8 protein-coding genes are annotated in these 13,128 nt (G+C 52.4%); 3 read left to right on the top strand and 5 right to left on the bottom strand.

Going from position 1 to position 13,128, the window contains the following annotated elements; all coding sequences use genetic code 11:
• The coding region (locus ACIPUD_RS39160; protein WP_446482903.1) for a hypothetical protein at positions 1–898 on the top strand (898 nt) is incomplete at its 5' end.
• Between the two features lie 12 nt (positions 899–910).
• On the opposite strand, the gene ACIPUD_RS39155 is transcribed toward ACIPUD_RS39160, so the two are convergent.
• Positions 911–5,707: an HYR domain-containing protein gene (locus ACIPUD_RS39155; RefSeq protein WP_446482902.1), complete on the bottom strand. Its 4,797-nt coding sequence runs from the start codon at positions 5,705–5,707 to the stop codon at positions 911–913.
• 571 nt (positions 5,708–6,278) lie between these two features.
• Positions 6,279–6,521, bottom strand: coding sequence for a helix-turn-helix domain-containing protein (locus ACIPUD_RS39150; protein WP_446482901.1), 243 nt, complete (start codon positions 6,519–6,521; stop codon positions 6,279–6,281).
• A 221-nt stretch (positions 6,522–6,742) separates the two neighbouring features.
• On the opposite strand from ACIPUD_RS39150, the gene ACIPUD_RS39145 reads away from it, so the two are divergent.
• Positions 6,743–7,294, top strand: a complete 552-nt coding sequence (locus ACIPUD_RS39145; RefSeq protein ID WP_446482900.1) for a hypothetical protein — start codon at positions 6,743–6,745, stop codon at positions 7,292–7,294.
• A 64-nt stretch (positions 7,295–7,358) separates the two neighbouring features.
• On the opposite strand, the gene ACIPUD_RS39140 is transcribed toward ACIPUD_RS39145, so the two are convergent.
• Positions 7,359–8,783 (bottom strand): DUF2235 domain-containing protein, encoded by a 1,425-nt coding sequence (locus ACIPUD_RS39140; RefSeq protein WP_446482899.1) that lies wholly within the window; start codon positions 8,781–8,783, stop codon positions 7,359–7,361.
• Positions 8,784–8,874: 91 nt separating this feature from the next.
• On the opposite strand from ACIPUD_RS39140, the gene ACIPUD_RS39135 reads away from it, so the two are divergent.
• A complete protein-coding gene (locus tag ACIPUD_RS39135; protein ID WP_446482898.1) occupies positions 8,875–9,594 on the top strand; it encodes a hypothetical protein in 720 nt (239 codons plus the stop codon).
• A gap of 1 nt (position 9,595) precedes the next feature.
• Here the strand turns inward: ACIPUD_RS39135 and ACIPUD_RS39130 are convergent, their stop codons facing one another.
• Positions 9,596–11,065 carry a trypsin-like peptidase domain-containing protein gene (locus ACIPUD_RS39130; RefSeq protein WP_446482897.1) on the bottom strand — a complete coding sequence of 490 codons (1,470 nt, stop codon included), beginning with the start codon at positions 11,063–11,065 and terminating at the stop codon, positions 9,596–9,598.
• Entirely contained in the window at positions 11,062–12,123 is a 1,062-nt protein-coding gene (locus ACIPUD_RS39125) for a hypothetical protein (RefSeq protein WP_446482896.1), read from the bottom strand. The genes ACIPUD_RS39130 and ACIPUD_RS39125 overlap by 4 nt, the downstream gene beginning before the upstream one ends.
• Positions 12,124–13,128 lie beyond the last annotated feature (1,005 nt).

Genomic DNA, 13,128 nt, shown 5'->3' with positions numbered 1-13,128 from the left:
GACCTCGGCTGGAATGCTGCGACAGATCAGGAGAGTCTCGAAGTTCTGGCGTGAGTACGCTGGGGCGATGCCGGTCGAAGATATCGACGACAAGGTGATGCGGGATTTCATTCCGTGGCGGCGGGATTACTACGCATCATTCGCAGCGATGCCGAAGAACGCCAAACGGCATCCGACTGACAAGACGCTGCAATGGGACATGATGCTTGGCAAGGCCATGGTGAAGTGGGCTGCTGAGCAAGGCCTGAGAGGCAACCGGCCGAATATCATCGCAACGTTCACACCAAAGAAGAAGCGGGTACGACCTGCGTTTGAGCAATGGGAGTTTCGTCAACTATGGCGAACGCTCTGCAGACGCATCATGACAGCTCGTGACGTGCGAACAAGGAAGAGCCGAGAGCTGCTGCAGATATACGTTTTGATAGTAGCTTGCACCGGCTTCCGACCTGGAGAGGCGAACAATGTGAAAGTGCGGGATGCTCACCCGTTCAAGGACGAAAAAGGACGCAGCAATTATCGCTTCGTGGTGCGAGGAAAAACAGGCGAGCGGGATGCGATTGTCAGATCGGTCGCCGTCAAGCGACTAGACAAATTCTTGACAAAGCGACGGGGGGAACATCCCGCAGGTCTGCTGTTCGCTATGCCCGACGGGTCGAAGATCACAACGCTGATCGATCAGCTGAATGCGACGTTGCGGGATGCGGGCATTTTGAAGAACAGCTTCGGAGAGAAGTACACCCTCTACAGCTTGCGCCACTTCTATGCAGTGCAAGCACTACGAAATGGCATCGGTGTTTTCGAGGTCGCCCGCAACATGGGTACGTCTGTCGAAATCATTCAAGAGTATTACGGCAAGCAAGCCACGGCGGCAGTATTCGCAACCAGACTCGGGGATTAGCATGCCAGATGGCTAGGCGATCAACAGATCGCTGCTATGTGCCAACAGTTGCGACTTGTTGACCCCCAGCAGCAAGACAGAATCTCCATCTCCATCAGAGATCAGTGCACCCAGTGGTGTATTGGTCGTGTGATCTATGATACTCTTCACGGATTCGAAAACAGAGTTGTCGAACTGCAGGTGATCGTTCCTCACGTCGAAGTCCAGAATGGTGTTAGCACGGAAGTCGGGCCGGAAAACAAATTGATCAGGCCCCTTCCCTCCAGCCAGGATATCGCCGTTCCCGCCGATCAGCACATCAGCGCCCTTGCCACCGTATGCCAGGGCGTGGCCTGCCGATCCGTCGAGCACATTTTTTCCGTTCCCGCCCGACAAGATGGTGTTCGAGCCGGCTTTATATGTGAATGAAGCATCAAAAACAGAAAACGTCAGCGTAGAGGTGTCGCTTCCGCCATGTCCATCAACCGTTGTGTAGGTGAAGGTATCTTGAGCGAAAATTTGTGATGGAAGGACCTTCGCTGTAGCGACATAAGAGTAGCTGCCATCAGCATTCATCGTCAGAGTTCCGAACTCTCCTTTAATCGAATGGCCGACGTTTGCCCCGGAGCCGTTGACGGCGGCAACTGAGAGATAATCGTGATCGGAATCGCTATCATTGGCAAGCACGCCTTTGCTGGCAGAGATTGAAAGAGACTTGCCTTTAGTCACACCGTTGCTGTCGTCCAGTGCGATCGGATCGTGATTGTGACTCGTAGCGCCTATCACATTTAGCTTGAAGGTCTCCGAGGCAGAGTTGCCAACGGCATCGACGGAGCTGGCCACGATTGTGTGAATACCGAGGCCAAAGACGTCACCTGAATGGATGACGGTATTGCCTTCTTTGAAGACGACAGGATCGGTCCCGTCTACCAGATCGGTTGCAGTGGCTGCAAAGAATGCGGTTGCACCCGCATTGGTGGTTGCTTGCAATGTCTGATCGGCAATTGGTGTTAGCGTTGGCGCTGTTGTGTCCTTCACATTGATTGTGAAGGTCTCCGAAGAAAGATTACCTGTCGCATCGATCGTGCTTGCCGTGATGCTGTGGTTGCCGAGACCGAAGATGTCGCCGGATTGAATAACGTTATTGCCTTCCTTGAAGACGACCATGTCAGCGCCGTCCACAGCATCGGTGGCGGTAGCTGTGAAGAAGGCTGCAGCACCAGCGGCGTTGGCCGCTTCCAATGTCTGATCGGGAACCGGTGTCAACGTTGGAGCCGTAGTGTCGACCACGTTGAACTTGAAGTTCTCAAAGGTCTGGTTACCAGCGGCGTCGATAGCGTTTGCGGTGATCGTGTGGCTTCCGAGACCGAATACGTCACCCGAATGGACGACCGTATTGCCTTCTTTGAAGACCACAGGAATAGTACCGTCTACATTATCGCTGGCTGTGGCGATAAAGAATGCTGTCGCTCCGGCCGCACTGGTTGCTTCATTTGTCTGATCAGCAACCGGTGTGAGCGTAGGCGCCGTCGTGTCAGCAACGCCCAGATGCTCCAACGCTGTCGAGACTGCATCATCGAGGTTCTCTCCGGAGAAAGCATCCACTAAGGCTTGCAGCTGATCCGTGTCGTTGCCGGCCTGCTGAATCGCATTAGATGCCGTGCCTTGAATGACCCGTTCGATGGCTGCGATTGCATTAAGCAGTTCATCGCCCGTAGCACCGCTCTGAGCCTGTTGATCCAGCAGAATGTTGCTCGCTACGATGATACTTGCCACGCTGTCGGCAACGTCTTGGCCCAAAACTATGCCGTCCGATTGCGCAGCAGCCCCAATAAGTGCGGCAACATCTGTTTCACTGGTCAGATCAATGCCCGATCCACCAATGGCTGCCGCAATTGCTGCAAACGCTTCCTTCACGCCGCTCGAAAACTCGCCTCCTGCCGCCACGAGCGTCGAAGCAATCAAGCTGACTGTGTCGTAGGCCTTGGCCACAGCAGCTGTCGTCGCGACTCCATCTGTCGAGCCAGCTTGAGCCGCTGCGATTGGATCGAAACTATTGAGGTCAATGCTCGAAGACAGTCCAAATGACGAAAGTACCTTCTGTTCGGCCAGAGCATCAGAGCTTAGCAAAGCCAAAAGAGTAGTGAGCGGCGTAATTACCGAAGAGCCTGATGGAGCTGATAGTTGGCCTTTGAACTGCAGGCCGGTCGATGTGTCGACGCCACCAATGGCGATCAAGGGGCCGGCCCCACTGGTGATCTTAAAGATGCCATTAGCATCCGTGGTTGTAGAAGCTTCGGTAGGATCGAGCTGGCCGTTGCCATTCTCGTCTGAGAAGACAGCAGCACCGGAGATGTAGCCCTTGCTTACCTTTCCTGTGATGATGAAAGTGTCAAATACCTTGCTACCAAACTGGAGCTTCTCGATATCATAGCAAACGGCAACCTGTTCCGTTGAATCGTCTGGCAACACGCATTCAATGGTGAACGCCGAGCCCACTGTTGTGACCGTAAAATGCTCATTTCGTACAATTGGGATTCCGAGCAAGGTGTCTGCAAAGGTCACAAAGTAATGTACCTTTGCATTCGAGAAGAGTTGACTTACCTCGAGCGCCGACTCGAATCTCAACGTATCGATACCAATCTCGCCATCGATTATTCTCGGCGTGGTCGAAATCAGGTTCGCCAGATTGATGCTGATCGTATCGTTACCAGATCCAGCCAGTACAAAGTCATCGGCCGCTTCTGACTCAATCAAATCGCTTCCATCAGTGCCTGGTGCAATTTGAATGAACTGCTGGTCGCCATTCCAGATCTCGCCAGTTCTGAGCGCCCCCGCAATTGACGTGTTGTAAAATTGATTGAGGGGACGATTTGCGGCTGCGGACAACAATTGCAGGTCGGCCAAGTAGCCGTCGACGCTGTGCTCGGGAAGCGGAGCGGAGTAAGTACTGGAGTTTATGAGTATTGTTGACCCAGCCCGGTTGGTCGGCTCGTTCAAGAGCGCATTGAGCTCAGCTGGAACATACCGAGCAATGTCACCCGTATGGAGAAAATTCATGAGATAGGGAGCGGCTGTGGATGTGTACGCAGATTCCGCCCCGATCGAGCCGAATGTAAAACCTTTCAGCTTGTCTCCAGCAATCAAAGATAGTTTGGCAATTAGATGCTGGCTTGCTGCGCCGCCAAGGCTGTGACCGGTGATAGTAACGCTGTCATAATCGGAGATGTTCTCTGTCAGGTACTGCGTTATCGCAGTTTCAAGCGCTGCGAAATGGACGTCATAGTAATTCTTTACTCCGCCAGCCAATCCGATATCGAATGCCCAATCTGCAGGATCGTTTCTGGGGTCATCCGATCCTTTGATCGAAATCGAAAGGGTCCGCTTTCCATCCATCACTCCGGAAAGCACCGTTGCGACAGCGTCGTTAATTCCCGTAAGGTGTTCGTAAACACCGTCGAGAAACGTGTAACGACCAGTGGGTGATGCTACGGTCTGAAAATTGCTGGGCTTCATTCCCAGCTCAATGGCGGCCACCGGATGCCAGTTGCGTGTTTGAGCCGCCGCCGTTGATTCGCCGTAAGTTGCGGCGATCTGCGTTCCGAGTTCGATGAGGCTATCCAATCCAACTCGACGAATCACATTCTCGACGGGATTATCGAAGTCGATCCGCTCAAGATCGCTTGTCACCAATGAAACAGCTGGATAAAGGCTCTGAAGAGTTGGTTTGATCGTCGTAGTAGTTTCCGGCCAACTAAGGCCAAAGCTTACGTCGAACGAGTAGTCATCCGCTGATCCAGGCAACAGGATCAGGTCCGACCTGTGCTCTAGGTTGGCACCCCCATCGAGCCTGTGCGTTGTGCCGGAGGCATATCCTGTGAAGCTACGGAATTGATAGTCGAATGTATCGAGACCGTTTCCACCCTTGACGACATCATTGCCGGGACTGGCATAGATCGTGTCGTCCCCAATGCCCCCGTCGATATTGTCGTCCCCGTCGCCACCGTCGATCTTGTCATCACCGTCGGCACCAGTAATTCTATCGTTCCCCGGTCCGGCATTGAAGGTAAGTCCAAAATTCCAGCCGAGTGTCTTCCCATCGGCAACCGACTGATTTGCGTTCACGACATTTGGCAACGTGACAACGTCGTTGCCGCCTAGGCCATTGTAGAGGGTAGCGCCGCCCGCTATTGCAGATAGCTGAGCCGAAAAAAGACTATTGAAGTTTACAGTGTCCGCACTCGTGGTGAACAGTGCGGGCAAGTTCGGAAGTGCTACTGCTATCGAATAACTGGATAGGACCGTGGCCCCGATCAGCTCATAGGAAAATGAGTCGGACGCAGGCGTTGTTCCCGGCGGGTAATTGATCGTTTGGAAGCCCTGTCCAACGAACGGACCTTCGACCGTGTACCCCGATTGCAATCCGAGTGTCTGAACAGCGTCATCTTCAACAAATCTATAGGTTATCGTCGGCGCTGCGAAGGTCTGATTGTAAGATGTTCTCTGTGTTGAGGAGCCGTCAGAAAAGGAGCTGATGACGTCAGTTTGATCGTAGACCAGACCGTAGGACCAGCCGACAAATGGGACGACGGGCAGCTGAGTGACCGGGTCAATTACATAAAGCGGAACCGCGTAGCTCTGATTGAGCTCGGGCACGATAATAGAGTAGCTAAAGTTGGGGCTGTTTCGCTGAGCGTTGGGCCAAGAACCGGTGTAACCGTAAGGCCAGTCGGTGGTGTAGGTGCCGATGCCGGTGGAGGCTGTGTAAGATGAATTCTCGTGCCACGCTATCGAGAAAGTACCAACTTGAACGTCCAGAACGAGGTACATGCATGCCCCTCCTGGTGATCAGGTGATGGAAACTTATTCGCAGTAATTCGTCTGTAGTCGCCAAGCGGAGTATTCGATCGTTCGCTCGTGCGATCGTACGTCACAAAGGCTTACGCGATCTTCCGATCACGAAGGTCGGACGCCACAATTTCTAAAAGAGAACTGCTCACTTGCCTGCTGAGGCTGCCACCATTTTTGGTAGCATTCAACAATAGTGCGGCGCTTCGTGACGATTCGCCGCAGCGGGGTAGTGCTTCGTTTCGGCGTCAAAACGTCCAAGGATATCGTCTACGGGGCAAACAAGAACATCAGTTTCCACGTCGTCGCAGGTTGGGATGATGTGATGCCGCTTAGTCGTTGTGATGATGCCTGGCAGGGTTGCTAACCCGGCTCGCTGTTTCGCAGCCGCTGAGCATAACTCACAGGCAAGCACGAGTTCAGATAGGGCGAGTTGCCGAGCGGCAATGCCGACACTATGCGATCAATGGTTAAGTAAAGTGAAGCGGCTTTGCGCTGAATTCGTTTCAAAGTGCTGTTCACACCACTCTCTGGTACGAGGCTCTCGCCGAGCCTACCGTGCCTTACCACTCATCCTGGGCTTCTTCAAAAACTCCGCAGGCTCGATGTCCAGCGTCGCAGCGAGCTTCTCGATAATCTTCAGGCTGGCGTAGAAAACGCCCTTCTCTAGCTGGCTCAAATAGCTTCGACTAATACCCGCATCGTAAGCGAGGGCGTCCTGCGAAAGGCCTTTCGCATTCCTTATCCGACGCAGATTCGTGGCGAACACTTCCCGCAAGTCCATGCGGGAGAGCATCCAGCGTTGTCCTATATATCACACCTCGATATACTGAACAAAATCCTATAGCCTGCCCAGTAAAGGTAGCCTCAGGGACTGGCATGGCAGACGGGCATAAGGCGTTCGCCGCAATCTTGATTCTGTGCGGGGGAGCTGCATACGCAGGCTATAACATGCTAGCTCAATGGGCAGTGTTGGCGGGAAGCACTGGGGCGAGTTCATCACAGCCGCGAAAGATCGTGGCTGCCCCCGACCATGATCCTTGGCGCCAGCGGGCCGTCAGAGACGAGATGACGGGCAAAACGCAAACGAAGCTTTGGATAAGGCAGGATAACGGGTCAGGCGCATATGCAGAAACGGAAGCGTCTTGTGAACAGATTGGAAGAGGCCACGCAGTCACCTTCATTACGTTGATTGTTGACCAGAACGGTATTCCAACCATCGGCATAAGCAACAGAGCGTCGGTATCAGAGGGAAAGTTCGTCCGAATTCGCTATCGTCAAAATGACGTCATGAAGCTGTCCCGTGTGCCAAGCGGCAAGTTCTCGAACGAGTTCGTTACATTCTCAGCCATAGATGACGCAGCCGCCGAGTTCTACAAAACGAGTTCGATTGGCGTAAATCTATATGTGGCCGGCCTGGAAGGGGGACTTCTTTTCACGGCCCATTATTCTAATGTGCAACTAGTAAAGGCCGAGTATCAGACCGATCATGGACCTTTGATCGTAACTATCGATACCGCATCTCCTTCAATTAAGCGCCTTTACGTTGATTGTTTTGGAGCGCACTGACACATCGTGTCGTCATCAATGCCTCAGATTAGGGAAGACTAGCTGGGGACGCCAAATGATTTACCTAGCGTCCGTTCACATCTGATTTCTCAACGAAAAACTCACGCACGAGTTCATGATCTTTCAGAGTTGACGGCCGGTAGTCTTCATATCGGTCATAGTTTAGCACTCTTCCGGCTTTCACCCGCTCGATTACAGTAGGATGAAGTGGTGCATCCTTCGGCAGAGTACGAATTACTTTCTTAGCGTACTTGAAGACGCTGCTACGTGTTTCATCGTGCTGTGGCCCGGCAGGATCTGGATACAAATGGAGCAGGGCGGGATCATGCTTCAACCCGACAGATGCTGCTGCATCGAGCATCCACTTCAAAGAGATATCCGACAGGCGAGATTCATTTTCAGAATAGCTTCCTCCAATGTCGGAGTGATTGCCTGCAAACCATAGCTGCTCAAACCATCGCGGTTCAGAATCTTTCCACAGTCCTGGTTCTCCCCACGATACACGCTGAAATGAATCCCTGGCTTCATCGATTGCAAGAGCATGCCGTGCGAAATCGACGTTCTTGTTGAGAGTGCGATCGTAAAAAGTCATGCGACGCTCAGTAAGATGAAGTGTTCGATACCAAGGGATGTCCGGGAGTCCGAACGCCGCCCGTATTCTCGTTAGGAAGTTCAGCGAGTAGCCGATAATTGCGGTAGCAGCAGTGAAGCTAAGGAACAATTGCCACCACGCAGTTGATACTCCGAAAACATGCCACAGCACCCACCATAAAGCTACGCTCACGCCAGCCGTAAGAAGCGGAACAATGGTGATCAATCCTGCCAGGGCAATTGGGTTTGAAAGCGATGCAACGGTGTCGAAAACGCCAATGAAATAGGGATATACATTAGGGCGTTCACCGTCAGCCGATCCATACTGATCTCGGAATCGTGCAGCAATCGCATCACGCTGCAGAAGCAATTCCTTCTGTCGTTCCGATGCGTGCGATAATTCCCACGAGCTGGTGTGTTGGTAGACGGTGCGGACGGCTTCTCTGGCAATCTTTTTTGACGTGGCCGCATCGACAAGAAGCGATGAGCCGTCCTTCATCTTTGTGGGAATTCCGCACTTGCAAATCGTCGCAGCCAGACAGCGAATAGTGTAGGCTCCTCTACTGAAGCCGAACAAGAAAATGCGATCGCCCGGCCGCCACAGGCGCACTAAGGCGGCATAGCAGTCAATAATATTACCAGTGAGGCCGAGGCCGAGCGCCTGGCTGATCAGATTATAGATGCGGGTCCCGATCGATGCCAGCCATCCGCTTCCCGGCGGCAATGTACCAATACCGGGGTCATAGAAGGCGACTTGTTCTGCGGGATTGATCGCTCGGTCTGGAGCACACCGAGTTGCCCGGTAAAGCTTGTAAATATTGCTGCGATCTTCATCGACCAGAACACCGCCACGTTGGCCGGTGCCGTCCGAATAGATAACGATATTGCGGCTGCCCATCTCGCCACTCCCGAGCCTAAGATGTACTTGATCACAGGTTGTTTTGATTTAACCTACAATCAGTGACTCACTTAGTCCATTGGAGGCATATTTGAAGCGGATATTTTTTGTGGCGCCTCGGCGAAGATTACTTGGTCGACGTCAGCTTGCTCCCGCCAGAGAAAGCGGTAAGGCCTATGCAGCTGTGGTGACGTCAATCATCGCAGCAATCGCGACTGCCATGATTGGATACGTCGTAAGTTTTGTAGACTCACATCGAAAAGAAAAAATAGAGAAGCTAGATAAACAGGTAGAGCGGCTTTATGGGCCACTATATGCTTATAGTGTAGCGAGCAGCCGTGCGTGGAGCGATATTCGCCAGATTACCGGTCGTGCGACTTACTTTTTCAATGATGACAACATGCCCAGCGCTGAACATGTTGAGGCGTGGCGAAGGTGGATGAAAACCGTGTTTATGCCTCTCAATGTAAAAATGGAGGCGGCCATCGTCGACAACGCACAATTGATGGACGGCAACAGGATCTACCCCTGTTTTGAAGAACTGATTTCCCACGTCGAGTCGTACAAGGCTACTGTGGCGGGTTGGAAGGATTGGGACGATTTGAGTCAACCTAAGCATCGCACTGCTAAGGCGAACAATGCCATCATCGTATATCCGGTGGGGCTTGATCTCTGCATTAGAGACCGCCTGGAGGCAACTCTCAAGCGTCGTAACGAAGTAGACAGCTCAGTCTTCTTGTTCAGTTTTGCGGAGGAAGAGCCAAGTATACCCATGGCTTGCCAGTGCAAGAGAGCTTCGGGAGAACCTTAGCTTAATAGGCATGGATAATTTGGGAAAACAGTCGACTAGGCTTGGGCCGCCAAACGTATAACTTTCTTTCATACCATGCTAGTTCATCCGGTTTGTTATCACCCCACCGGCACCTAAAATCTCGGATGCTTTCAAATATTGAACCGTTCACCGAGACAATCTTGTCTCCGGGCTGTACTTTGAGTTCATCGTTGTCTTTGTCCACCGAGGTGATCTCCAACATTCTAAATTGCGCCTTTGCAGGGATCCCAGCCGATCTCCAGCTCTCGTCGCCTACTGAAACAGGATTTGAAATCTTGGCGTTTATGCCTGCGAACTCGGTCGCTTCCTCGTCAGCATTATACTTCTCACCTAGATCAATCAGCTTTTGCTGTTTGTTCTCTTTGCAAAAAGTGTAGAAGTGTTGAGTACGCAGTGAGCATTCGGCGTGCGAGTCCGTGGCTGCCTTTTTACAGCCTGGTATTTTTACAATTAACCCGTCAAAGTCATTTTCGTCGGACTCCACAGTGAACTTCGAAAAATCAAAGTCTGGCCAATTCGTTAAATCCGTACCGATTTGCAGCGTAAAATCAGGCTTCACGATCCCAGCTCGCCATCGGTCAGATTTGAAGAGTGACAGGTAAAATTCATAATGATTGCCGCCTCCAAAGCCTGACGAGTGCCATACTTGGAGCAAGTCTGATGCCCCCCTTGGGAAGACATTAGCTATGATTGGTCCGATGTAGTCCGTACTACCGGGAGACTCAGGATATTCACGCTTTTGCCTGTCAAGCTCAGCACGCACGAAAGTCTCCCCATGCTTGCTTGCATCCGAAAACACGACAAGCCGATTAGTGCCTTCAGGCAAGACAACTCCATTGCTGCGCATCAGGAGAAGTACATCTAGAATGGAGACGGCTACTGCCGAATACGACGAATATTTCTTGCTAATGATCCCGAAAACGCCGTCCTCGTTGTATAACGGGGCGCCTGATGTGCCTTCTCGTACGTCGATCGAATCTAACAGAAATCCGTCGGATCTTACGCTGTTAATTACTGCCGGCACGCTGGGTATGTACCACTCATCATCTCTACCAACGAAGAGAAGCTTGTCTCCACGCTTCAGCTGCTTTGGGGTCGTCCAGCCCTGGTATGCATGATCCGCATCGTATGGAAGTTCGCAATAGGCAATATCCAGCCTGGGATGTGAAACGCATTTCTGCGGCACCCAGCGGTTGTCGCTCTCTTTGTATCTGATCCGAATAGAGGTCGGTGTCGTTCCAAGGACGTGCTTGGCTGTTATTACGAACTGCCGCCGACCCTCGGTTCCTAGTATTAGGCCAAAGCCCTCCGCCGGTCTTCCTGTGCTCTGTGTTACAGACAGTCTTACGACTTGGTCGGGGAGCTGCTCGAGCGGAGGTAGCTCGCCTCCTGTCACGGCGGTCGATGTGAGAGTGATAAAAGAAGCGCAGAGAACAATATGAGATTTCATTCTGCTTCCCCGGTCTTCAAGAAAAGCTTCCGAGCTCCCCAAAGAAAGCCCCAGAACGCTGCCAAGCCCGATCCGATTAAGGCAATGCTGCGCTGCTTAAAGAGTACTTCGAGCAAACTGGGCATCAGATTGATGTTGGTCTCGCTAGTCGAGATGCTGACTCTGCTCGCATCAGCAGACAACTCGATCAGCAGATAACAAGGAAGTATTCGCAGAGCTGAAATGGTCGCCTTGCGGAAGCTTGCTTTCAGCAGCTCTCCGCTAGACAGCATTATTTTTCGCTCTGTGTCGGGAAATTCAATTGTGCCTGTAAGAAGCGAAGTTCTGATGGTCGGTTCAAGCGAGGCGGGCTCACTGCCGAAACTAATTGCAGAAATCGGTAGATCTTCAATACTTGGTTCGAGATACTCTGGCTTGTTTTCCCATCCGCAATTAGTGGGAGCGGCTGCCGGAGAAGCGTAGATGGTTAGAGGAATCGTCGACTGCCGGCCCTGAAAAATTACTGCATCCGGCATAGGATCGACATTCGTGATTTTGTCGCTTTCGTTCGTGCGTAGATAATTCTGGCCGCCGAGCAGAAAGGCCCCTTGAGGAAGAAGTGTTCGAAGCTCCATCGCCGTCCCGGCATCTGTAGTTGCTGAAATCAGCAAGTCGCCTCTAACGAACGCTGTTAGGCCGATAGTCTGACCTGCGAAAAGCTTTATTCGGGACAGGGACAGCCCTGGATTACTTGCCGTGACGGTGCGTAGCGCTGAAGAGCTGCTTGATGCCAGTTTCGTGTTACTACTTTCGACACTTGCGAAGTTATCGATTCGTTTTACGTGCAACTGAGCTGGTAGAGACAACTCTCGATCGACCGCTGATGGACCTGTTTTGAAAAGGACCCTCGATGTTTGCAGGCGGATGAGAACTGGTACTGAAAGCGGCTCTACTAGCCAAAGCACGGCAGCAAGTAGCAGAGCGAACGAGCAGGCAAGAGCAGCGAACTTGTACTTACTGGCTGCGACCCCCGCCATCTGTCTCCAAATAGCGTGCATCATCTCGCTCTTATCAGCCAATGGTCTTCCGACCATTCTCCACTTACGGAGCGAGTTATTACACTCAGGGAGCAAATATCCTTGAGGGGGCGAGAAACTTTAATTGCAATCGGCTCTCCGGGAAGTGAGGCAAATGACGGCACCTCTACCCAATCCACCTGGCCTCCGCAGGAATTCTCCCACCTCCAGGCTAACCGATCATTAGATCGTCCGAAACGGAGCGTGACATCGTACCCGCTTCCAGCAGGGGGGGCAGGTTGAAGCTTTGACCTTACAACGACCGGTATAAGCGCTCGCTCAGCGTAAGCCGTAAATCCGATTTGGTTAGGATCGATGTCCGCAGGCCTGATCACCAAATCAGTCGGGATCGATGTTTCGTTGGCGCCTTGACCGAGTTCTAGGTCAACACGGTAGTGAGAATCGGCTGCCTGCGACCGGCCAACAACCCTTACCTTCATCGACGTTGTCGATGTGGAGATCAAAATGTCTCTCATCGGGTCGAGGGCCTCAGCTGTCCTGATTGAGAGATCGATTAAGTCCGCTGATGTCCCTGCCACAAGTGGGTCATACAAGCCTTCGCATCTAGCCCCGTTTGCCCTAGGCTGATAGCCGAGAGGTCCTGGAATGGGGCTCAGTCGTTCGCAGAGAATCGACTTTTGGGAAACTGTCTGCGCCTCACTCTTTAATGCCGGAAAGCCGCAAGCGCACAAGGCGCTTAGTATCAAGCCCATGATCGGCAGCTTTTTGCAATTCAATGTAGTTCCTCGAGGCATGAGACGTGGCGGAACGCCGGCGAGCCGGGCCAGTCTCTGCTGCCCTGCCTCTTGCGACCGCCTGTCCCAACCCACATCGAAGAGGACGGCGAAAACGGCCGATGGGCACTCACGATGGCATCTCTGCTCTTCTGCAATTCATCAATGCTAACAACCCAGCAAGATTATGCAAGCAATGGTTGCCAGTTGGCCAGCGTACTCACGCCAGAACTTCGAGACTCTCCTGATCTGTCGCAGCATTCCAGCCGAGGTC

This window comes from Bradyrhizobium sp. CAR08 (assembly GCF_052871955.1).
This window is presented reverse-complemented; position numbering and strand designations above follow the sequence as displayed.